The organism is Agrobacterium sp. 719_389, from assembly GCF_900188475.1.
Lineage (GTDB): Bacteria > Pseudomonadota > Alphaproteobacteria > Rhizobiales > Rhizobiaceae > Agrobacterium > Agrobacterium radiobacter.
Window position 1 is genome coordinate 148,998 of sequence record NZ_FYEM01000006.1, and the last position, 22,823, is coordinate 171,820.

The 22,823-nt window shown below is 59.7% G+C and carries 19 protein-coding genes; 12 read left to right on the forward strand and 7 right to left on the reverse strand.

All coding sequences use genetic code 11. From position 1 onward, the window contains the following. Positions 1 to 23 precede the first annotated feature (23 nt). The 3 genes from xdhB to CFB10_RS13035 all read right to left on the reverse strand — a co-directional run bounded on the left by xdhB (position 24) and on the right by CFB10_RS13035 (position 4,750). Positions 24 to 2,363, reverse strand: coding sequence for a xanthine dehydrogenase molybdopterin binding subunit (gene xdhB / locus CFB10_RS13025; protein WP_020011437.1), 2,340 nt, complete (start codon positions 2,361 to 2,363; stop codon positions 24 to 26). Between the two features lie 3 nt (positions 2,364 to 2,366). Further along, positions 2,367 to 3,836, reverse strand: a complete 1,470-nt coding sequence (gene xdhA / locus CFB10_RS13030) for a xanthine dehydrogenase small subunit (RefSeq protein ID WP_020011436.1) — start codon at positions 3,834 to 3,836, stop codon at positions 2,367 to 2,369. Positions 3,837 to 3,973: 137 nt separating this feature from the next. Then, on the reverse strand, positions 3,974 to 4,750 hold the full coding sequence (locus CFB10_RS13035) for a 3-hydroxybutyrate dehydrogenase (RefSeq protein ID WP_026363884.1): 777 nt from the start codon (positions 4,748 to 4,750) through the stop codon (positions 3,974 to 3,976). Positions 4,751 to 4,970: 220 nt separating this feature from the next. On the opposite strand from CFB10_RS13035, the gene CFB10_RS13045 reads away from it, so the two are divergent. From CFB10_RS13045 to sbmA, 4 genes are all read left to right on the forward strand, one after another. Then, the gene (locus CFB10_RS13045; RefSeq protein WP_020011433.1) at positions 4,971 to 6,032 is read left to right on the forward strand and encodes an LLM class flavin-dependent oxidoreductase; all 1,062 of its coding nucleotides are present in this window, start codon (positions 4,971 to 4,973) and stop codon (positions 6,030 to 6,032) included. Between the two features lie 53 nt (positions 6,033 to 6,085). Continuing rightward, entirely contained in the window at positions 6,086 to 6,838 is a 753-nt protein-coding gene (gene map / locus CFB10_RS13050; protein ID WP_003510360.1) for a type I methionyl aminopeptidase, read from the forward strand. 244 nt (positions 6,839 to 7,082) lie between these two features. Beyond that, positions 7,083 to 8,273 carry an MFS transporter gene (locus CFB10_RS13055; protein WP_020011432.1) on the forward strand — a complete coding sequence of 397 codons (1,191 nt, stop codon included), beginning with the start codon at positions 7,083 to 7,085 and terminating at the stop codon, positions 8,271 to 8,273. A gap of 183 nt (positions 8,274 to 8,456) precedes the next feature. After that, positions 8,457 to 9,725 (forward strand): peptide antibiotic transporter SbmA, encoded by a 1,269-nt coding sequence (gene sbmA / locus CFB10_RS13060; RefSeq protein WP_026363883.1) that lies wholly within the window; start codon positions 8,457 to 8,459, stop codon positions 9,723 to 9,725. A gap of 85 nt (positions 9,726 to 9,810) precedes the next feature. Here the strand turns inward: sbmA and CFB10_RS13065 are convergent, their stop codons facing one another. Beyond that, complete coding sequence (locus CFB10_RS13065; RefSeq protein WP_020011430.1) at positions 9,811 to 10,794, reverse strand: polysaccharide deacetylase family protein; 984 nt, start codon at positions 10,792 to 10,794, stop codon at positions 9,811 to 9,813. A 149-nt stretch (positions 10,795 to 10,943) separates the two neighbouring features. Here CFB10_RS13065 and CFB10_RS13070 point away from each other — a divergent pair, with 149 nt between their 5' ends. From CFB10_RS13070 to CFB10_RS13090, 5 genes are all read left to right on the forward strand, one after another. Then, positions 10,944 to 11,528 carry an NnrU family protein gene (locus CFB10_RS13070; protein WP_020011429.1) on the forward strand — a complete coding sequence of 195 codons (585 nt, stop codon included), beginning with the start codon at positions 10,944 to 10,946 and terminating at the stop codon, positions 11,526 to 11,528. Between the two features lie 155 nt (positions 11,529 to 11,683). Beyond that, positions 11,684 to 12,355 carry a tetratricopeptide repeat protein gene (locus tag CFB10_RS13075; RefSeq protein WP_020011428.1) on the forward strand — a complete coding sequence of 224 codons (672 nt, stop codon included), beginning with the start codon at positions 11,684 to 11,686 and terminating at the stop codon, positions 12,353 to 12,355. A gap of 133 nt (positions 12,356 to 12,488) precedes the next feature. Next, positions 12,489 to 13,919, forward strand: coding sequence for a ribosome biogenesis GTPase Der (gene der, locus CFB10_RS13080; RefSeq protein ID WP_003510370.1), 1,431 nt, complete (start codon positions 12,489 to 12,491; stop codon positions 13,917 to 13,919). Between the two features lie 194 nt (positions 13,920 to 14,113). Beyond that, positions 14,114 to 14,722 (forward strand): DUF2026 family protein, encoded by a 609-nt coding sequence (locus CFB10_RS13085; RefSeq protein WP_020011427.1) that lies wholly within the window; start codon positions 14,114 to 14,116, stop codon positions 14,720 to 14,722. A 121-nt stretch (positions 14,723 to 14,843) separates the two neighbouring features. Further along, positions 14,844 to 15,455: a hypothetical protein gene (locus tag CFB10_RS13090; protein WP_020011426.1), complete on the forward strand. Its 612-nt coding sequence runs from the start codon at positions 14,844 to 14,846 to the stop codon at positions 15,453 to 15,455. A 188-nt stretch (positions 15,456 to 15,643) separates the two neighbouring features. Here the strand turns inward: CFB10_RS13090 and CFB10_RS13095 are convergent, their stop codons facing one another. Further along, the gene (locus tag CFB10_RS13095) at positions 15,644 to 16,693 is read right to left on the reverse strand and encodes a bifunctional monoglucosyl/glucuronosyl diacylglycerol synthase (RefSeq protein ID WP_020011425.1); all 1,050 of its coding nucleotides are present in this window, start codon (positions 16,691 to 16,693) and stop codon (positions 15,644 to 15,646) included. 197 nt (positions 16,694 to 16,890) lie between these two features. Next, entirely contained in the window at positions 16,891 to 17,811 is a 921-nt protein-coding gene (locus CFB10_RS13100; RefSeq protein ID WP_026363882.1) for a sugar kinase, read from the reverse strand. Positions 17,812 to 17,964: 153 nt separating this feature from the next. On the opposite strand from CFB10_RS13100, the gene CFB10_RS13105 reads away from it, so the two are divergent. The 3 genes from CFB10_RS13105 (at position 17,965) to CFB10_RS13115 (ending at position 20,942) form a co-directional block, all read left to right on the forward strand. After that, positions 17,965 to 19,629 carry an alpha-glucosidase family protein gene (locus CFB10_RS13105; RefSeq protein ID WP_051091649.1) on the forward strand — a complete coding sequence of 555 codons (1,665 nt, stop codon included), beginning with the start codon at positions 17,965 to 17,967 and terminating at the stop codon, positions 19,627 to 19,629. Continuing rightward, a complete protein-coding gene (gene aac(6'), locus CFB10_RS13110) occupies positions 19,626 to 20,081 on the forward strand; it encodes an aminoglycoside 6'-N-acetyltransferase (protein ID WP_020011422.1) in 456 nt (151 codons plus the stop codon). Before CFB10_RS13105 ends, aac(6') begins: the two co-directional genes overlap by 4 nt. 228 nt (positions 20,082 to 20,309) lie before the next feature. Continuing rightward, entirely contained in the window at positions 20,310 to 20,942 is a 633-nt protein-coding gene (locus CFB10_RS13115) for a hypothetical protein (protein ID WP_244559867.1), read from the forward strand. Positions 20,943 to 20,970: 28 nt separating this feature from the next. Here the strand turns inward: CFB10_RS13115 and ade are convergent, their stop codons facing one another. Beyond that, positions 20,971 to 22,665: an adenine deaminase gene (ade, locus tag CFB10_RS13120; protein WP_020011420.1), complete on the reverse strand. Its 1,695-nt coding sequence runs from the start codon at positions 22,663 to 22,665 to the stop codon at positions 20,971 to 20,973. Positions 22,666 to 22,823 lie beyond the last annotated feature (158 nt).

Below are 22,823 nucleotides of genomic sequence, written 5' to 3' on the forward strand. Positions count from 1 at the left end.
CTCGGCCGCATGGATACTCCCCCTCACACCTTCTTCAGCCGTTCCACCGCCATCAGAACCCGCTCGGGCGTTGCCGGCGCGTCGAGGCGCGGGCAGACCTTGTAGTCGGCAACGGAGGCGACGGCCATGGAGAGTGCTTCGAGAACCGAGATCGCCAGCATGAAGGGCGGTTCGCCCACGGCCTTGGAGCGGCCGATGGTGGGCTCGGCATTTTCCGACCATTCCGCCAGCTTCACGTTGAAACTTTTCGGTCGGTCGGAGGCAAGCGGGATCTTGTAGGTGGAAGGCGCGTGGGTGCGCAGTCGCCCCTTGCCGTCCCACCACAATTCCTCCGTCGTCAGCCAGCCCATGCCTTGCACGAAGGCGCCTTCGATCTGGCCGATATCGATGGCCGGGTTCAGCGACTTGCCGACATCGTGGAGGATATCGGTGCGTTCCATCATATATTCGCCGGTCAGCGTATCGATCGACACTTCCGAGCAGGCTGCGCCATAGGCGAAATAATAAAACGGCGTGCCGCGACCGGCGGCGCGGTCCCAGTGGATTTTCGGGGTCTTGTAAAAACCGGCGGCGGAAAGCTGCACGCGGGCGAAATAGGCCTTCTTGATGAAGTCGTTGAAGGCGATTTCCTCAAGCCCGATCCGCACCCGGTTCGGCAGGAAGACGACCTCTTCTTCCGGGACGTTCCAGTTCTCGGCGGCGAATTTGATCAGCCGCTCGCGGATCTGGCGGGCGGCGTCATAGGCGGCCATGCCGTTGAGATCGGAGCCGGAGGAGGCGGCAGTGGCGGAGGTATTCGGCACCTTGCCTGTGGTCGTCGCTGTTATCTTTACCCGGCCGATATCCACCTGGAAGGCATCGGCCACCACCTGCGCCACCTTGGTATAAAGGCCCTGACCCATTTCCGTGCCGCCATGGTTCAGATGGATGGAGCCGTCATTGTAGATATGCATCAGCGCACCGGCCTGATTGAAGGCGGTCATGGTGAAGGAGATGCCGAATTTGACAGGGGTCAGCGCGATACCCTTGCGGATGATCGGGCTGGTTTTGTTGAACTCGATGATGGCGTCTCGCCGCGTGCGATAGTCGCTCGAGGTTTCCAGCTCCTCGACGATGCGGGCGATGATGTTGTCTTCGACCTCCTGATGATAGGGCGTCGTGGTGCGCTCCGAGCCGGTCTCTCCGTAGAAATTGAGCTTGCGGATATCGAGCGGGTCCTTGCCGACGGCATAGGCGATTTCTTCGATGAAACGTTCAGCCCCGAGCATGCCCTGCGGACCGCCGAAACCACGAAAGGCGGTGTTGGAGACCGTATGGGTTTTAAGCGGCCGGGAGGTCAGATGCACATGCGGATAGAAATAGCTGGAATCGGCATGGAACAACGCACGGTCGGTTACCGGGCCTGACAGATCGGAGGAAAAACCGCAGCGCGCCGCATAGGTGGCGTCGACGGCGTGGATGCGGCCTTCCTCATCGAAGCCCAGCTCGTAATCGACGCGGAAATCGTGGCGCTTGCCGGTCGCCGTCATGTCCTCGTCGCGGTCGGGGCGGATTTTAACGGCCCGCTTCAGCCTCTTGGCGGCAATGGCGCAAAGGGCGGCGAACTGGTTTCCCTGCGTTTCCTTGCCGCCGAAGCCACCGCCCATGCGGCGCACCTGCACCGTGACAGCATTGGACGGCACCTGAAGCATGTGGCTGACGATATGCTGGATTTCGCTCGGATGCTGGGTGGAGCTCCACAGCGTTACCTCGTCATCCTCACCGGGCACGGCCATGGCGATGTGGCTCTCGAGATAAAAATGCTCCTGCCCGCCGATCCGCATCGTGCCGGTCAGGCGGCGCGGCGCGACATCCATTTCCAGCTTGGCATCGCCGCGCGTGAGCGTCATGGGATCGATGACGAGCGCGCCGCCATTTTCAATCGCGGTGTCGATATCGGTGAAATGCGGCAGGTCCTTATAGGTAATCTTCGCCTTGCGGGCGGCCTTTCTGGCGATATCTCGGGTTTCGGCGAAGACCGCGAAAATCGGCTGGCCGTGGAACTCCACCTTTGTTTCGGCCAGCAGCGGTTCGTCGTGACGGCCACCGGAGGAGATGTCGTTTTCGCCGGGCACATCCTTGCCAATCATCACCCAGAGCACGCCCGGCGTGGCTTCCACTTCGGAAAGGTCCATTGAGACGATTTCCGCATGCGCGCGATCGGAAAGGCCGAGTGCACCGTGAACGAGCCCGGCGGGTTCGGGAATATCATCGATATATTCAGCGCTGCCGGTCACATGCTTATGGGCGGAATCGTGCCGAAGCGAGGCGTGCATCGGGCCGTCGATTTCGGTCTTGGTCTTGTCGAAGCTTGTGGTGTCCATGGTTCAAGCCTCCTCCAAAGTGAAGCGTGTTAGTTCCTGCTTCTCCCCTGAAGTCTCAAGGAAAAACCGCGTCAGCAGGTTCTTGGCAGTCAGCTGCCGGTATTCGGCCGTCGCACGCCAGTCCGTCAGTGGCGTGAAATCCTCATCCAGCGCATCGCGCGCCGCATCGATTGTTTCCTGCGACCACTCTTTGCCGAGAAGTGCTGCCTCCAGATGTGCGGCCCGTTTCGGCGTGCCGGCCATGCCGCCAAAGGCGATGCGGATGTCTTCGACTGCGCCATCGGCGTCAAGCGTCAGGTTGAAGGCGGCGCAGAGCGCGGAAATATCCTCGTCGCGCCGCTTGGAAATCTTGTAGACGGCGTAACGGCTTTCCGGCTTCTGGAACGGGATGAAGAGTTTTTCGACGAACTCGCCGCTCAGCCGGTCCTGTTTGCCGTAATCGATGAAATAGCTTTCCAGCGGCAGGCTGCGGTTGCCAGAAGACGAGCGCAGGGTGAGCGTCGTGCCGAGTGCGATCAACGCCGGTGGAGTGTCGCCGATGGGCGAACCGTTGGCGATGTTGCCGCCAATGGTGCCCATATTGCGCACCTGCTCGCCGCCGAGCCGGTCAAACAGCCGGGCAAGCGGTGGGAAATGTTCTGCAATGGTCTTGAAGGCCTGGCTGTAGGTGACACCGGCACCGAGCGTGATACCGTCTTCATCCACGGTGATGGTCTGCAGATCCCCGAGATTGTTGATGAAGATGACAGGGTTCAGCGCCCGCATCTGCTTCGTCACCCACAGGCCGACATCGGTTGAGCCGGCAACGATGGTCGCCTTCGGCTCGGCGGCGTAGATTTCGGTCAGATCGGAAAGCGTTGCCGGAATGATCGTGCGGTCCTCGCCTCTGACGACGGTGATCGTCTCGTTTTCGCGGATCGCCCAGAGCCTTGCCATGATGTCGGTCCGGTCGCGCTGCAGCGGGTCGAACAGCGCGCTTGGGCGCGCGGCGGCGATCTTTTCGGCGGCCTTCACGATCGGCTCATAGCCCGTGCATCGACAGAGATTGCCTTGCAGGGCCTTTTCGATATCGGCGCGGCCGGGGTTTTCGCTGGTAAGCCACAGGCCATAAAGCGACATGATGAAACCCGGCGTGCAGAAGCCGCATTGCGAGCCGTGAAAATCCACCATGGCCTGCTGCACGGGGTGCAGCGTGCCGTCGCGGGCGGCAAGATGCTCGACGGTCACGATATGGGTGCCGTGCAGCGAGCCAAGAAAGCGGATGCAGGCGTTGACGCTTTCATACCGCAGCGAACCATCGAGCAGCCGCCCGACGAGCACGGTGCAGGCGCCGCAGTCGCCTTCCGCGCAGCCTTCCTTGGTCCCGGTCAACCGCTTGCTAAGGCGGAGATAATCGAGAAGCGTGTCCGTCGGTCCGAAATCCTTCAACGAAACCGTTTCGTTGTTGAGGATGAAGCTGATCGCGTCCTTCATGCAATGCCCTGCTGTTTTGACCGGCTGCCGAGCCGGTTTCTTGTGATTATCTTGACGTATCTATGCACGCTCTTGCGCGCATATCGATTTCCGTTTTGGCAATTCATTGTTTCCATAACGGAAAGAAAATCTGGCAATTATTGCGCCGTCCAGCCGCCATCCACGGAAATATGGGTGCCGGTGATGTTGCTGGCGGCGTCGCTGGCCAGAAATACGGCGGCGGTGGCCACGTCATCGACGGTGACGAACTGCTTGGTCGCCTGCAGCTCCAGCATTACGTCGTTCTTCACCGCCTCTTCGCTGATGCCGCGTACCTTGGCCATCTCAGGTATCTGCTTTTCGACCAGCGGCGTGAGCACATAACCGGGACAGATGGCGTTGACGGTAACCCCGGTCTGGGCAAGCTCAAGCGCTGCCGTCTTCGTCAGGCCCATGATACCGTGCTTGGCCGCCACATAGGCCGATTTGAACGGTGAGGCGACGAGGCCGTGGGCCGAGGAAATGTTGATGATGCGGCCCTTGCCGGCCTTCTTCATCAGCGGTATCGCGGCGCGCATGGTATGGAAGGAACTGGTCAGATTGATGGCGATGATCCAGTCCCATTTTTCCGTCGGGAATTCCTCGATGGGTGCGATATGCTGGATTCCGGCATTGTTGACGAGCACATCCACCGAGCCGAGTTTTTCATGCGAGGACTGAATGAGGTCGGCGATCTCGTCCGGTTTCGTCATATCCGCGGGGTGGTAAAGCACACGCCCGCCGCTTTCGGCTTCCAGCAACAGCCGCAATTTTTCGATCTCGTCCTCGTCGCCGAAGCCGTTCAGCACGATATTGGCGCCCTCCCGCGCAAATCTCTGCGCGATGGCAAGACCGATACCGCTTGTAGAGCCTGTCACGATAACTGTCCGATGCATGCTTTCCCCTTTTTGCATTACTTCGCACATGTTTAAGCAGCGTATGCCCAAAGGGGGCGGGCTGGCAATCGCGATTTCGGGTGAGGGTGACAGAGGGGTGAATCCAGTCGCGCCCATCCATTTTTTCGAAGCGAAGCATCCAGATTTTGCGCCAGATTTTGCATTTGCCTGCGGCGGCGTCCGCCCCTATCTCTGAGGCAAGCAAACAGAGGTATCACCTATGGAACTCGGTCTTTACACATTCGCGGATGTCAATCCCAACCCCGCCGATGGCCGCGGGCCGGAAGGCGCGCGCCGTCTCAGGCATCTGCTGGAGGAAATCGAGCTTGCCGATCAGGTCGGGCTCGATGTTTTTGGCCTCGGTGAGCATCACCGTCCGGATTATGTTGTGTCCTCGCCCTCAACGGTGCTGGCGGCAGCCGCGGTGAAGACCAAGAACATTCGCCTGACGAGCGCCGTCTCGGTGCTGAGTTCGGATGATCCGGTGCGGGTGTTCCAGCAATTCTCAACCGTCGACCTCCTGTCGAACGGCCGCGCCGAGATCATGGCCGGGCGTGGTTCCTTCATCGAATCCTACCCGCTGTTCGGTTACGATCTCGAAGATTACGATGTGCTCTTCGCTGAAAAGCTCGATCTGCTTTTGGCGCTGCGCGAACAGGAGGTCGTCACCTGGTCCGGCACCAAGCACCCGGCCATCAATGGGCGCGGCGTCTATCCGCGTCCGTTGCAGGAGCGTCTGCCGGTGTGGATCGCCGTCGGCGGCACGCCGCAATCGGTGGCGCGGGCTGGCGCGATGGGGCTGCCGGTGGCGCTTGCCATCATCGGCGGTGAATATCGTCGCTTTGCGCCGCTGTTTGATCTTTACCATGAGGCTGCGCGCCGGGCGGGTCAGGAAAAGACCAGGCTGCGCACCAGCATCAATGTGCATGGTTTCATTGCCGACACCACCGACAAGGCGGCCGATCAGTTTTACGGCCCGCAGGCGGAGGTGATGAACCGCATCGGCCGCGAACGCGGCTGGGGGCCGACGAACCGTGCCCATTTCGATGCGGCGCGCGGACCGGAAGGCAATCTCTTCCTAGGCGAACCGGAGCTGGTGGCTGAAAAGATCATCAAGGCGCATGGCGTTTTCAGGAATGATCGCTTCCTGCTGCAGATGGCCATCGGCCTGATGCCGCACGACCAGATCATGCGCGGCATCGAGCTTTATGGTACGAAAGTCGCCCCGATCGTCAGAAAAGAATTGACGGGGAGCGCCGATCCGGTGAAAGCCACGGCCTGATTATTACAAGGCGGGCGCTTTCAGACCCGCCAGACAGAACGACGGACAGAGACATGGTCATTTCCACCGAAGAAGAACTGGTTCTGCTGAAGGATATCGGTCGCCTTTGCGCCGTGGCCATGCAGACCATGGCGGACGCGCTGGAACCCGGCATCACCACGGCCGAGCTGGATGCCATCGGCCGCAAGGTGCTGGAGGACAATGGCGCGCAATCTGCTCCGGAGTTCTGCTACAAGTTCCCTGGGGCAACCTGCATCAGCGTCAACGAGGAAGTGGCCCACGGCATTCCGGGGCCGCGCATCATCAAGGCGGGTGACCTCGTCAATATCGATGTCTCGGCCGTGAAGAACGGTTTCTTCGGCGATACCGGTTCGTCTTTTGCCGTGCCGCCTGTCAAAAAGGAAATCGAACGCCTCTGCCGCGATGGCAAACGCGCCATGTGGACGGGCCTGCAGCAGGTGAAAACCGGCAGGCCTTTCGCCGATATCGGCAATGCCATCGGCGCTTTTGCGAAAAAGAACCGCTATACGCTGATCACCAATCTGGCGAGCCACGGCATTGGCCGTTCGCTGCATGAGGAGCCGAAGGAACTGGCGACCTGGCCGGACAAGGACGAGCGCCGTATCATGCAGGAAGGCATGGTGTTTACCGTCGAGCCCTTCCTGTCGACGGGGGCCTATTGGGCCGAGGATGGCGATGACGATCCATGGACGCTCTATAGCGATCCGAGCGCGCCGACGGTGCAGTATGAACATACGGTCGTGGCGACCAAGAACGGGCCGCTGGTGTTGACGCTGGCCGAGTGAGGCGAGCGGGTGCCCCTTGTTTCTTCTCCCCGAGGGGGAGAAGTCCGCGGCAGCGGGATGAGGGGCCGCCTCGCCGGATTTCGGAGAGCATGCCCCCTCATCCGACCCTTAGGGCCACCTTCTCCCCGGCGGGGAGAAGAAACAAGCGGCAACACCCGAACATTCATGACCGATAACGGCCGCTTATGACGCCGATCAAAATAACTCGCTTGTCCCTTATCCGCCCCATTGCGATAAGCCATGCATGAGCATCGACAAGCCACTTTCCGCCAAACATCTGACCGCACTTGGATTTTCCGGGGCGCTGATGATGGCCTCCGCAATGGGTTTCGGCCGTTTTTCCTTCACCCCCATCCTGCCCGGCATGATGGCGGATGTTCCGCTCTCGGCGGGGGATGCGGGGATCGTGGCGGCTGGCAACTTCGCCGGTTATCTGGCGGGTGCGGTTCTGGCCGCCTCTTCCTGGGGGTCGGGACGGGAACGGCTGGTGGCCCTTTGCGGCCTGTTTTCCACGGCTGCGCTGTTGCTTGCCATGGCTGCTTTCAATTCCGTCGCGGCCTTCACCGTCATCCGGTTTCTTGCCGGTGTCGCCAGTGCAATGACCATGATCTTCACCTCGCAGATCGTTATCGGCCATGCCATGAAGGCGGGCCGGGACACGATCCAGGCGCTGCATTATGGCGGCGTCGGCGCAGGTATCGCGATTTCTTCGCTTGCGGTCTATCTGATCGGCGTCGTTTTTGACGGCGGTGGTTCCTCGTGGAGAGAGGAATGGATTGCGGGCGCGGTCTTTTCCTTCATCACATTCCTTCTCGTCTTTCGCGTGCTTCCCGCCGGCCCGCCGCGGCATGCATCCGCAGTGGCGGAGCCGCCGCTCCGCTGGACACGGCCGCTGGTTCTGACGACGCTCGCCTACGGGCTTTTCGGCTTCGGTTATGTCATCACCGCCACCTTCATCGTGGCGATCGCGCGCATGGCCGCCGCCGGTGCTTTCGTGGAGTTTCTCGCCTGGTTCATCACCGGCTGCGCCGCCGCCATTTCGCTTTTCCTCTGGAAACCGGTGCTGAAATCGCAGGGACTGAAACGCGCTTTCGTGATCGTGCTCGCGCTGGAAGCCGTGGGCGTCTTCGCTTCCGTGATGCTGCCGCCCGTGCCGGGTGTTCTCGCCGGCGGCCTGCTTCTCGGACTGACCTTCATGGTCATCACCGCTTATGGCCTGCAGCTCGGCCGGGAATTTGCCGGGCCGAGCCCGCGCCGCGCCTTTGCGCTGATGACGGCCGCTTTCGGCACGGGCCAGATTGTCGGGCCGCTTGCCGCCGGCTGGATTGCCGAGGTGACGGGAAGTTTTACCGCGCCCAGCATTCTCGCTTCGGCCGTGCTCGTCGTCAGCATTCTCCTGATGCTGCCGGTGCTCGCCACGGAGCGGCGGAGCTAGGCCGCAGGCCGTCTTTTCCTGCCTTTAATCTGCTGTTCCCCTTGGGGATTGTCTGTCGCGCGCGCCTTACATCTTGTTAAGGTCAGCGCTTCTTCATTGCTGTGCACAAATTTCTGCCCTAGGTTCGGGCCATCTAGTGCTTCGCCAATAATGGCTGATTTCAAACGCGCGTGAGTTCGAAACGTGTTTCATTCCTTCTTTCCCAAACCGAAAATCTTCTTCACGTCGGCCATTATCTGGGCTTTTTTCGCCATTCTTGGATGGTACTTCATCGTTGAAGGGTTAGGGCGGTCTTGGGGCTACGTAATGCCCGAGCAGGAACCCTACGATCTCAGCTACTTCCTGGTCCCGGCTAACCTGTTCTTTTACGGCTATCTCGCATTGTGCCTGGCGGCGTTCGGCGGCGTATGGACCGTTATCGCCAAGGATCATCCCTGGAAATACTGGTCCATCTGGGGATCGTTGCTGATTATCGCGGTGACCTATTTCGGCGTTCAGATTTCCGTCGTGATCAACAATTTCCGGCGGCCTTTCGGCGACCTTTTGCAAAATGCCCTTTCGAAACAACCGGGTATCGAGGTCTGGGATTTTTACAGCCTTCAAATCGTCTTTGCCAAGATCGCCTTTCTCAGCATGGCCGTTTCGATCCTGACGGATTTCTTCACCAGCCATTATATCTTCCGCTGGCGAACCGCGATGAATGACTTCTACATGTCGAAATGGGAAAAGCTGCGTCACATCGAAGGCGCGTCCCAGCGCGTTCAGGAAGATACGATGCGGTTCTCCTCGACGCTCGAAGGGCTGGGCATCACGCTGATCAATTCGGTAATGACGCTCGTCGTCTTCCTGCCGATCCTGTTTGCGCTGTCGTCCTATGTCTCGGAATTGCCGATCCTCGGCGAGGTGCCGCATGCGCTGTTCTGGCTGGCGATTGTCTGGTCGGTATTTGGTACGGTGCTTCTGGCGACAGTCGGCATCAAGCTGCCCGGCCTGAACTTCCGCAATCAGCGCGTGGAAGCGGCTTACCGCAAGGAACTGGTCTATGGCGAGGACCACGCCGACCGCGCCCAGCCGCCGACAGTCAAGGAACTCTACTCCAATGTGCGGAAGAATTATTTCCGCATGTACTGGCATTATCTCTATTTCAACGTCGCCCGGTATTTCTATATTCAGGCCGATGCGGTGTTCCTGCTTCTGATGCTTGTTCCGACCATCGTGGCGGGCAAGATCACCTATGGTATCTACCAGCAGATCGCCACGGCCTTCGGTCAGGTCAGCAATTCGTTCCAGTATCTCGTCAATTCCTGGACGACGATCATCGAGCTGCTTTCAATCCACAAGCGTCTTGTGGCCTTTGAGGCTGCGATTGACGACAAGCCCCTGCCGGATATCGACGAGCGTTATCTGCAGCGGGAAGCGGAAGCCGGCGAGCTGGCGGCCAACAAGCCCTGAGTAAGAAAAGGCGGCCCCTCGGCCGCCTTTTTGCATCTGTTGCTTCGGTCCAAGGAAGAAGCCCGAGGATGATCCGCGGTCGAGTTTAACCCTCGGTCTTCTGCTTCCTGCGCGCCTCGATCATCGGCATCGCCTCGGCATAGCTCACACAGGCGACGTCGTCCTTCCGGCAGACTTCGCGCAGCAGCCGCTCATAGGCGTTCCAATAGGCGCCGCCGTTCATCTTCACGAAGTGAAAGCCCATCTGCAGGGGAATGCGCTCGCCATTATATTGCCTGTCGAAGGCGGTGCGGAAGGCGGCATAGGCGCGCTCCTCGAACTCCTTTGAGCGATCCGGCGTCTCGACGCCGATGGAGTGGCGGATGAAGAGGTTATAGTCCATGGCGATGATCGGGCGGTTGCCCGGACCTTCGGGAATGAGCGGCAGGCCGAAATGCTCGATGCCGTCGCGCTCCACCGGCCATTCCGGCCCCTTGGTGATGCTGGTGGCGTCATAAACGAAACCGTGCTTTTTCTGGGCGGCGGTCAGCGCCGGCCCCTGTGAGAGATAGGGCGCACGGAAACCGTTGATGTTCTTGACCATCTCGCGCCAGCCCTCGGGCTCCTCGCCCTTCTTGCCGATCATCTGCCAGGCATTTTCCAGGGTGCTGGTGAAGGTGGTGAATTCGCCGTCCCATTGTTCCGCGGTCCACTGGCCGCCATCGAAATGGCCGCAGGTGTGGTTGCCGATCTCGTGACCTTCGCGATAGGCGGCCCAGATGTTTCTAAGCCTTGTCTCCACCTCTTCCGGCGACTGGCCGAAACCGACATTGGAACGGCCGGCCTTCTGGCCGGGTCCCTGATAGGTCTTGGCGCTGGTCTTCCTGTCCATCACCAGCGTGCAGGCGAGGAAATAGGTGAAATGCGCGCCGACCTCCTTCGCCGTCGCCCGGCTTCTTTCCCACAGCGTATTGTCGCCCGCACCGTCGAAGGACACGATGACGAGCTGCTTCGGCTTCTGCGCCTCTTCGGCAAAGGCGGGAAGGGCGGCGAGAAGCGACAGGGAAAAAGCGGTAAATGGGCGAAACATCAGTTATCCGTCATATGAAACACCGTGGCCTTTTGCGGGTGGAATAAGGCGAAGCTTTGAATAGTCTGGCGTTTTCATGACTTTCGGCCTAATTCCTGTTCTCAACTGCGGTGATAGGGCCGCTTCGTTCCACCGGGGGACCGTGTTCCATGCTTTTTCTCGCACTCTGTCTTGCCTTGTTTTTGCTGACGCATCTTTTGAAGGTGGTCGCGCCGCAATTTCGCGCCCGCATGATCGCGACGATGGGCGAAGGCCCTTTCAAGGGCGTCTATTCCATTGTCAGCCTCATCACGCTCGGCCTCGTCATCTATGCCTTCGGTGAAGCACGGCAGGAGACCGGCATGTTGTGGTATCCGCCGGTCTGGATGAGCCACATCGCCGTGACCCTGATGCTGCCCGCGATGATCTGTCTTATCGCCAGCCTCATACCGGCTGGCCACATTGCGACGAAGACCAAGCATCCGATGGTCCTTTCCGTCAAGATCTGGGCGCTCGCGCATCTTCTTGCCAATGGCGAGACGTCGTCGATCCTCCTCTTCGCATCGTTTCTCGCCTGGGGCGTGGTGATGCGGATTTCGCTGAAGCGCCGGGAACGCGCGGGTGAAAAAGTGGTCCGCGACTTCGTTTCAAGCCGCTATGATCTGGTGGCCGTTGTCGGCGGCATCGTTCTGTGGGGTGCTTTCATCCTGAAACTGCACGAATGGTTGATCGGCGTTCAGCCCATCGCCATGTAGGAAATCAACGTTTCCCCCTTACATATCAGGCAAAATAGGCTAGAAGGCCGACCATGACCCGGTTGGCCTGACTTTCGTTGACCCGGGTAAGCGGCTTGGTATGTCCGCGGACGGATGGATCGGTGACGATCTCCGCGCGGGTAACGGAGAATTTGATGGCAAACGAAAATGATACCTTTATCCGCGAAGTGAACGAGCAGATCCGTTCCGAGCAGCTGTCGCGCTTCTGGGGCCGTTACGGTATCGTGGTCGTGGGTGCGGCCATTCTCGTGGTTGCGGGCGCCGCCGGCGCCGGTATCTACGAGTACTGGAACACCAGCCGCGCTTCCAACTCCGGCGACCAGTTCCTCGTGGCGCTGAAACTTGCTTCGGAAAACAAGACGGATGAGGCGCTGAAGGCCTTCGCCGATCTCGAAACTTCCGGTCACGGCAATTACCCTGTTCTGGCGAAGTTCCGCTCGGCCACGCTGCTTTCGCAGAAGGGCGACGCGGCCGGCGCCATCGCCGCCTTCACCGCCATCGGCAACGACACCTCCGCACCGCAGGTCTTCCGCGATACCGCCAAGGTGCGTGCGGCATGGCTGCTGGTGGACAACGGCACCTATGATCAGGTCGTCGCCCTTGCGGAGCCCTTGAGCACCGACGGCCAGACCATGCGGGCGTCTGCCCGCGAGGCGCTCGGTCTCGCCGCCTATAAGGCTGGCGATTTCGCCAAGGCCAAACAATGGTTCGAGCAGATCATCAGCGACACGCAGGCGCCGCGCAACGTGACGAACCGTGCGCAGATCATGCTCGACAACATCACCGCTTCGGGCAAGGCTGCTTAACGCCGCTTCGTCACGCAAGATCGCTCCGGCATTTCTTCGCATTGCCAAAGCGATCTAACTCTTTATTTTACGCATGTCTTTTGCCCAAAACAGGTAACGTTTTGGGCAGACTTGCTCTAGGGAACCAAGATCAATGAGCTTCACCGTCGCCATAGTCGGGCGCCCCAATGTCGGCAAGTCCACGCTTTTCAACCGTCTGGTCGGAAAGAAACTGGCGCTGGTGGACGACACGCCGGGTGTCACCCGCGACCGCCGCCCCGGCGAGGCGAAGCTGGTCGACCTGCGTTTCACCATCATCGATACCGCCGGTCTGGAGCAATCCGGGCCGGAAACGCTTCAGGGACGCATGTGGGCGCAGACGGAAGCGGCGATTGACGAAGCCGATGTGACGCTGTTTGTCGTGGACGCCAAGGCGGGCTTGACGCCGGCCGACGAGACGCTGGCCGAAATGCTGCGCCGTCGCGGCAAGCCGGTGGTGCTGGTGGCCAACAAGTCTGAAGCGCGCGGTTCCGACGCCGGTTTCTACGACGCCTTTACCCTCGGCCTTGGTGACCCTTGCCCGATCTCCGCCGAACATGGCCAGGGCATGATCGACCTGCGTGACGCCATTGTCGAGGCAATCGGCGAAGACGCCGCTTTCCCGCCTGAGGTGGATGAGGCGGAGACGGATATCGTTCTGCCGCGCAGCGAGCCGGGCAGCGAAGACGAAGAAGACGAAGAGCCGGTTTATGACGAGACCAAGCCGCTGCGCGTCGCCATCATTGGCCGCCCGAATGCGGGCAAGTCGACGCTCATCAACCGCTTCCTCGGTGAAGACCGCCTGTTGACCGGTCCGGAAGCCGGCATCACCCGCGACAGCATCTCGGTCGAATGGGACTGGCGCGGCCGCACCATCAAGATGTTCGATACGGCCGGCATGCGCCGCAAGGCCAAGGTGACGGAGAAGCTGGAAAAGCTCTCGGTCGCGGATTCGCTGCGCTCCATCCGCTTTGCGGAAACCGTCGTCATCGTGTTCGACAGCACCATCCCGTTCGAAAAGCAGGATTTGCAGCTGGTCGACCTCGTCATCCGCGAAGGCCGCGCCGCCGTGCTCGCCTTCAACAAATGGGATCTGGTCGAAGACCCGCAGGCCTATCTGGCCGATCTGCGCGAAAAGACCGAGCGGCTTCTGCCGCAGGCGCGCGGCATCCGCGCCGTGCCGATTTCCGGCCAGACGGGCTATGGCCTTGACCGGCTGATGCAGAATATCATCGATACCGACAAGATCTGGAACCGCCGCATCTCGACCGCCAAGCTGAACCGCTGGCTGGATTCGCAGACGACGCAGCATCCGCCGCCGGCCGTTTCCGGCCGCCGCCTGAAGCTGAAATATATGACGCAGGTAAAGGCCCGCCCGCCGGCCTTCATGATTTCCTGCACGAGGCCGGAAGCCATTCCCGAGAGCTATACGCGTTACCTCGTCAACGGTCTACGCAAGGATTTCGACATGCCGGGCGTGCCGATCCGGGTGCATTATCGCGGGTCTGATAATCCGTTCGAGAGCAAGGCGAAGAAGAGGCGGTAATCTTCCGCGCGGCGTCGCGGCGCATTTCTTCTCCCCGCCGGGGAGAAGGTGGCCCGAAGGGTCGGATGAGGGGAACCCTCTCCGTATACTGCCAGCCTAGCCCCCTCATCCCGCTGCCGCGACCTTCTCCCCGGCGGGGAGAAGAAACAAGCGGCGGACGCTCGTCCAACGCCTTGTTTTGAAGAGTAAAAACCATGTTGATCAAGCAGACCGACTATTTCAGGATTTACCGGGTCATCAACAGCCTGCTCCTCAGCCAGAATGCCGATCCCGCTTCGGCTTCCATGTATTTCAGCACCTTCGGCGCGTTCATTTTGCAGCAGCATTACAAGGTGAAGGCGGTGCCGAAAGGCGGGCTCGCGGCCTATAATCTCGGCGGAACGGTTTTGCTGTTCGCCGATCATCGCGAAGACGGTTATGTGACGGGCGCGGGCGAGAATTTCCACTGCTGGGTGGAGGCGGATGGATGGGCGATCGATTTCATGGCGCCCGCTTTTTCGCAAGGGGCCGATACGCTTGCTGTACCCGCAAAGATGTTCCAGCGGCCGCTCTCGGCCATGGCGGCCTCCATCAACGATCTCGGTCAATCCGGCGATTTCTTTTACCGCTCCGAGCCGGAAGCCACGGCCAAGCGCTTCGCCGACTGGCACAAACAGGCGATGATCGGCGATATGGCAAGCGTTGCCGCCAGCTGGTTCCGCAAATCGCCGAAGCAGATGGCGGCCTCGCTTTCGGTAACGGATCGGGATGGCAAGGCGCGGACCGTGCCGCTTTCCGGCCAAATGCTTGCCGGAGCATGGTGAAGGCAGGTTACGCGGTGCGGCGTCGATCCCGAAGGGTTTGGCAGCGAAAGGCCTTTTGATTTATAAGGGCGCCGGTGCTACGCAGACTGAGCTGCAACAGCGACGGGATTGACGTGTTCCTATGGCCGATGACACCATTTCAATAAGCTTCACGCCCGATCCGAAACATGTGCCCGACTATGTCCACGGCTATCAAAATCAGGCCTATGAAAATTACAGCATGATTTGTGACAAGTCCTGGAAGCGCCATTTTGCCTCGGCCAGAGCGCATCTATCCTCGTTTGCGGGACTTGCTGCCGGTTTCATCTATTCCTTAAGCCTGCCGTGGTTTCCGGGCGTCTGGCCTGTGGTCGGTTATTGGGTGTTTGCACCCGCACCGTTTGTGGCCCTCGCCATATGGTTCATTATCGCGCGAGGCTCGAGAAAGGAGATGAAATCCTATTACGAGGTCCTGGCACATTGGAATATTGCCAATGATCGGATGTATTCGCCTCACACCGAGGTCGAGATAGGACCCGAGGGTTACAAGCAGGTCACAAGACTGGACACCGTGCAGCTGAGCTGGGCACGCTACCATCTCGCACTCACGCCGCCCGACAGTCTGGTGCTGGTTTTCCACGGGACGGTGGCTGTCATACCCAACAGCGCCCTGCCGATTGCTACAAAGGACATTATCGAGAAGATCAATCAGTGGTGCGCAGCCCAGCAGAAAGAGCTTCTTCCCTTATCCTGAAGCGGCATCTGAGAATGGTGGTATCATCCGGAAACAGAGGACGGCCAGCGTGTTCTCGCGGCAGCCGCCTGACGTCAATCAGCAGCCCGACCCCGTTCTAAAGATAACGGCAGTCGCGTCCTGATTGCCTTGTGACATTCCCGCTCGGTTTCGTCCACTGTTCCCAAAGAAAATCTCGGGGATTGCCTTCATGCAAGTTGGGAACGGGATAACAGCGGCAGCGATTTCCCGGCGGCGTGGATGACGTTGTCGAGAAATTGCCTTGAGGCCTTTTCCCAGCTGTAGCTTTTGGAGAGCGTCAACGCCGCCTGCGGCGAACAATGAAGCGCCGCCAGGCAGGCATCGCGAAGATTGTCGTCCAGCGCGCCGGCGGCGGGGTTGCCGCCGAGAATGTCGATCGGTCCGGTAACGGGGAAGGCGGCCACGGGCACGCCGCTTGCCAGTGCTTCCAGAATGGTGTTGCCGAATGTGTCGGTCTTCGAGGGGAAAACGAAGACGTCGGCCTGCGCATAGGCATCGGCGAGGTCCTCACCGGTCTTGATGCCGGTGAACAGCACATCAGGATATTTTTCCTGCAATTCATGGCGGGCAGGTCCGTCCCCGATGACGATCTTCGAGCCCGGCAGGTCGAGGTCCAGAAATTCCGGCAGGTTCTTCTCCACCGCCACACGTCCCACCGTCATGAAGATCGGCCTCGGCAGGTCGAAAGGCAGCTTTGCCTTCGGGCGGGGATGGAAAAGCTCGGCGTCGATGCCGCGGCTCCAGCGCTTCAGGTTGCGCACGCCGCGCGCCTCCAGCTCGGTCTCAAGGCTCGGGGTCGCCACCATGCAGGTGTTGCCGCCATTGTGGAACCAGCGCACGAAGGCATAAAGCCAGCTTTCCGGAACGGGGAAACGCGCCGCCACATATTCCGGGAAGCGGGTGTGGTAGCTGGTGGAAAAACGCATGCGGTTCTTCACGCACCAGCGCCGCGCCATGAAGCCCAGCGGCCCTTCCGTCGCGATATGCACGAAGGAAGGCTGGCTTTTTTCGATCTCCGCCGCCACACGGCGATAGCCGGCGACGGAGAGGCGAATTTCCGGATAGGTGGGGCAGGGGATGCTGTAAAAACTCTGCGGCGTGACCATGCGCACATCCACACCCAGCCGCGCCAGTTCGGTGTTGGTATTTTCTATCGAGCGAACCACGCCGTTGACCTGCGGGTGCCAGGCATCTGTGACAATCGTGATTCTCGTCATGAAACACTGATCCTGCTCATCTGCGCGCGGGCGAATCCCCATTGCCCGGCTTCTGTCCGTATATGCGGCGTGCGTGTTACAGGATCATGTCAGGGCTTTTGACGGCGGGGAAGCGGCTGAGAGGAGGCTCTCCGCCGCGTAGACGCACGTCGGCCGGTTTCCGGTGACAAACACAGGAATGAGGGGCAGAGAGGGGTCTATCCCACCAGCGGAAGCAGATCGGGGCTGATCAGCGCGCCGTGGTGACCGATGACGGTTGCCGCCGCCCTTGCGGCGAAGGTGGCCGCTTCCTCCGGGGAACTGCCGGTCACATAACGGGCGAGGAACGCGCCGTTGAAACTGTCGCCGGCGCTTGTCGTATCCACCACGTCCACGGCCTTTTCCGCCGGGGCGTGGCTGCGGCTGCCGCCGAAATCGAGCGTCGCACCCTTGGCGCCGTCCTTGACCACGATGTTTTCGACGCCGAGTGAACGATAGCGGTCGATGGTCGCTTCAACGGAAGCATCGCCGAAATGGCTCGCCTCGTCATCGAAGCTCGGCATGACAAGCGTAGCGGCGCGCGCACCGTTGGAAATGGTCTCGAGCATGCTGTCCTTGTCCGCCCACAGGCGCGGGCGGATGTTGGGGTCGAACACCACGAGCCTGCCCGCCGCCTTGACGCGGCGCAGTTCCGACAGAAACGTATCGACATCACGCGCGGAGGCGAGAATGGCGAGCGTGATGCCGGAGAAATAGACGACATCGGCGCTTTCGACCGTCCTGCGCAGGTGATCCGCGTCCGAGGCCAGCTGTCTTGCGGCGGCGGCGTTGCGCCAGTAGCTGAAGGTGCGCTCGCCGTCCTTCAGGTTGATGAGGTAGAGGCCGGGCGTGCCACCCTTGATACGGCGGATTTTTTCGGTGCCGATGCCGGCGTCGGCAATGAAGGAGAGCATGTCTTCCGAAAGCGGATCGTCGCCGAGTGCGGTGAAATAATCGGCCGACCAGTCTTCCGGCAGGCAGGCGCGGGCATACCAGGCGGTATTGAACGTATCGCCCGCAAAACCCTTGCGCAGTAGCCCGTTGCCGGCCTGCGACAGTTCCACCATGCATTCGCCAATCGACAGAAACCGTCCGCCCACGCTGTCATCCTCCCGTTTTTTCCAGCCATGCGGCTTACGACGAGTGCGCGCCGCTGACAAGGGCGGTTTTGGCCGTTTGTGCATGTGCGAAGTTCCGGTTTACGCGGCCGCGTCGGCTTTATATTCTCCGCTCAAACCATCAGGAGATCGCCCATGCCACTAACCCATGCCCCGGTCCACAAACCCCAAGCGCAATCGGACTGGTGGAAGGGAGCGGTGATCTATCAGGTCTACCCGCGCTCGCTTCAGGATACGACCGGTGACGGATATGGCGATCTTGCCGGGGTGACGAAACGTCTGCCCTATATCGCCTCGCTCGGTGTCGATGCCATCTGGCTCTCGCCCTTCTTCACCTCGCCCATGGCCGATATGGGTTATGACGTTTCCGATTATTGCAATGTCGATCCGATGTTCGGCACACTTGCCGATTTCGACGCCCTGATGGCCGAGGCGCACCGGCTGGGCTTGAAGGTCATCATCGATCAGGTCATTTCGCACACATCAGATCAGCATCCCTGGTTCGTGGACAGCCGTGCCAGCCGCACCAACAGCAAGGCCGACTGGTATGTCTGGGCCAATCCCAAGCCGGATGGCACGGCGCCGACAAACTGGCTTTCCGTGTTCGGCGGACCGGCCTGGGAATGGGACGGCGTGCGCAAGCAATATTACATGCACAGCTTCCTCGCCTCGCAGCCGGACCTGAATTTTCACAATCCCGAGGTTCAGGATGCGCTTCTCGAAACCGTGCGCTTCTGGCTGGATCGCGGTGTGGACGGGTTCCGGCTCGATACCGTCAACCACTATTTCCACGACAAGCTTTTGCGGGACAACCCGCCGCTTTTCGACGAGGAAAGTTTTGGTCTCGATGCGTCCGACGTCAATCCCTATGGCATGCAGGATCATCTCTACGACAAGACCCGGCCGGAAAACGTGGCTTTCCTGAAGCGCTTCCGCGCGCTGCTCGATGAATATGAGGGCCGTGCAACGGTGGGTGAGGTGGGTGACGGGGCTCGGTCGCTGAAAACCGTGGCGGCCTATACATCCGGCAACGACAAGCTCAACATGTGCTACACCTTCGATCTGCTGGGGCCGGATTTCAGCGCCAAACATTTACGCGGTTCGGTCGAGACCTTCGGCAAGGTGGTAACGGATGGCTGGGTTTGCTGGGCCTTTTCCAACCATGACGTGGTGCGACACCTCAGCCGGTTTTCCGAAGGCGCTGAAGAGCAGACACGGGTTGCGAAGCTCGCCATCTGTGTCCTCGCCAGCCTGCGCGGCTCCATCTGCCTTTATCAGGGCGAGGAGCTGGGTTTGACCGAGGCAGAACTTGCCTTCGAGGATTTGCGCGATCCCTACGGCATCCGCTTCTGGCCCGCCTTCAAGGGCCGTGACGGGTGCCGCACGCCGATGGTGTGGGAGACCGGCAAGCCGAATGCCGGCTTTTCAAATGCTGAAAAGCCCTGGCTGCCGGTGCCCTATGTCCATGCCATGCAGGCCGTGGATGCGCAGGAGCGCAAGCCTGACTCGGTTCTCAGCCACTATCGTGCGGTTTTGTCTTTCCGCAAAGGTCACGGCGCGCTGCGCGATGGGGATATGCACTTCATCAAGACCAATCTCGATGTGCTGGCCTTCACGCGCCAGAAGGGTGACGAAAAACTGCTGTTCGTTTTCAACCTGACGCGCGAGGCCCTGGAATTTCCGATACCGAAAGGCATGCGGGTCACGGATATCCTGCCGATGCCGGGTTTTGCGCCGCTTTTCGATGCGGGGATTGTGAAACTCGACGGGCTGGATGTGTTTTGCGGGATAGTTGCATGAGCGGCCCCTTTGTCATCGAAAACGCCGCCGACTATCGGGATGACTGGTGTCTTTTGCGACACCGCCTGTGGCCGGATACCACGCCTGACGGACATATGGCGGAGTTGCAGGACGTCTCCGACGCCGAGGCTGGATTTATTGTCCACGATCCGGCCGGAGTGGCCATTGGTCTTGCCGAGGTCAGTCTGCGGCGGGATTACGTCAACGGCTGCGACACGTCGCCCGTGGCGTTTCTCGAGGGAATTTATGTCGAGGAGGCGTTTCGCAGACAGGGCGTCGCCGCAGCGCTCGTGGCCGAAGTGACCCGCTGGGCATTCAGCCAGGGCGTCAGCGAACTCGCATCCGATGCCGATATTGCAAATGTCGATTCCCATCGCATGCATGCGGCGCTGGGATTTGAGGAAACGGAGCGGGTGGTTTATTTCCGCAAGCTTCTGCCTTCGGATTCATAACCTCTCGACGCGGTTACAGCGAATGAGGCCGGGGATTTCGGGGCGCGTTCTGACGCCAAAATGCGAAGCGATAACTATGGATCAAGCGATTGAATAATAATATTTAAGTATTTATCTAATTTAGAGCGCCCGTAAATCGGGATATTATCATTCAATATTCATATTTTTACGTATATGTAGCGAGTTATGTAGTAAGTTTTTTATGTTTACATTAATATTCGGCGAGCCTTGGGCAAGGTTGGAGTATTAAAAATTGAATCGGTAAAGATCTTTCGGCCTCCACCCATAAGTGAAGCAGGGATTGTCATGTCCGTTTCAATCAAGAATTTTAGTCAGTCTAATACCGGTAATTACGCATCCTCACGCGCCAAAACCCAGGCCGCCGCCCTGCCATCCATCAGAGACGTCTTCCTTTCCGGACAATCGGCGGCTCGCGCATCCACAACGAAACCAGCCGCAAAAACACCTTCAGTCGACTATATCGCATCGCCCGCCTTCATGCGAAACCTGAAGGCCAAGCTTTCGACGGCGGGGGACGATCCAGCGCAATATTTGCGTGCCCAATCAATGATGAGCGCCCTTGAGCGCGGACGCCTGCAGGTTTCGGACCCCACACAGGGCAAATCGATCAACGCCTGGGATTCGAGCCAGAAAAACACCAAGCCGACGACCGCCACCGAGATCGCCAAGACCAGCTGGGCCGACTTCCTGAACTCCCAGCTCAAACGCACAGAAGACGGAGCGCTTTCCAAGGATGGAAGCGGCAGCTATGTCGACAAGGCGACAGGAAAACATGCCTATTTCGGCAGGGTCGCGGGCAAATATTATTATGTGACCTGGCCGTCAGAAACGAAAGCATAAGCTGGCTCTCTGCCGATAAGCTGCATCGTCAGATCAGCATAAACCGATCCACATCCACCATGCCCATATCCGAAATCTTCAAATGCGGGATGACGGGCAGCGGCAGGAAGGCGACCTGCAGGAAGGGTTCTTCCAGTGTCGTGCCGAGCGCATAGGCTGCTTTTCTGAGCGTGTGCAGCGTGTCGCGAACGGTCTCGTAGGGTTCGAGGCTCATCAGCCCTGCCACCGGCAAAGCGATCTCGCCCGTCACCCTGCCGTCTTCCACCACCACGAAACCGCCCTTGATTTCACCCAGCCGGTTGGCGGCCAGCGCCATGTCGTCTTCGTTGACGCCGACGACACAGATATTGTGGCTGTCATGGCCGACGGTTGAGGCGATCGCGCCTTTCTTGAGGCCAAAGCCCTGAACGAAACCGTTGGCGTGGTTGCCGTTCTTGCCATGGCGTTCGATGACGGCAACCTTGATGATGTCGTTCTCAAGATCGACGGTGGTCTGGTTGCCGTCTGTCGGCAGCCTGTAGCGGCGGTGCTCGGTAATGATCTTGCCGGGAAGCACGCCCATGACCGGGCTTTCGCCTTCCGTGACCGGCACGCCGAAATGAGCCGCCAGCACCGGCCTTGCCTTGACGCTGTCGAGACCCACGGGTGCAACCGGTTTGCGCGTGGCAAACAGGGCGTCATCGACGATACGGCCGCCGGAAAGCACCATGCTGGCCTTGCAGTTCTGCAGGCTGTCGACGACCACGAGATCGGCGCGCCAGCCCGGTGCAACGAGGCCGCGATCGCGCAGGCCGAAGGCTTTGGCGGCGGAAATCGAGGCGGCGCGGTAGATGGCGAGCGGCTCCACGCCGCTGGCGATCGCCGTGCGGATCATATAGTCGAGATGGCCCTGTTCGGCGATATCGAGCGGGTTGCGATCATCGGTGCAGAGCGCCAGATAGGGCGACAGTCGCTCGGTTATGATTGGCATCAGGGCGTGCAGGTCCTTCGAGACAGAGCCTTCGCGCACCAGAATGTGCATGCCCTTGCGGATTTTCTCCAGCGCCTCAGTCGCACTCGTGCATTCATGTTCGGTGCGGATGCCGGCGGCGAGATAACCGTTCAGCGCCGTTCCTGACAGAAGTGGCGCGTGCCCGTCGATATGCTGGCCCTGGAAGGCCTCAAGCTTTGCCATGCACACCGGGTCCTTGTGGATGACGCCGGGAAAATTCATGAATTCGGCAAGGCCGATGACCTTCGGGTGATCGCGGAACGGCAGCAGCTTTTCGATCGGCAGATCGGCGCCTGATGTTTCCAGATGGGTCGCGGGCACGCAGGAGGAAAGCTGCACGCGAATGTCCATGATGGTTTCCATGGCGCTGTCGAGGAAGAACTGAAGCCCTTCCACGCCCAGAACATTGGCGATCTCATGCGGGTCGCAGATAGCGGTGGTAACGCCATAGGGCAGAACGCAGCGGTCGAATTCGTGCGGTGTCACCAGCGACGATTCGATGTGGAGATGCGTGTCGATGAAACCCGGAACGACGATCTTTCCGGAAATGTCGATTTCCTGTCGACCCTTGTAGTTCTCGCAGGTGCCGACGATGGTGTCGCCGCAGATGGCGATATCCGACGCGACGAGTTCTCCGGTAACGAGGTCGAAGAAGCGTCCGCCCTTGAGAACCATGTCCGCCGGTTCACGGCCCGTACCCTGATCGATGCGCGTTTCAAGTCTGGAATTCATGCGGGTTTCTTCGGCTCCTGGTTTGCGTCGTATGCGATAGTTTTCACTATTTACATTCTAAGGTTGTTTCTTGGTCTATTTGGATTGATTCTTTGGGTTTTAAATATATCCGGAGTAAAAAATTTTCATATTTGTGTTATCTAATCTTTCGAGGTTCA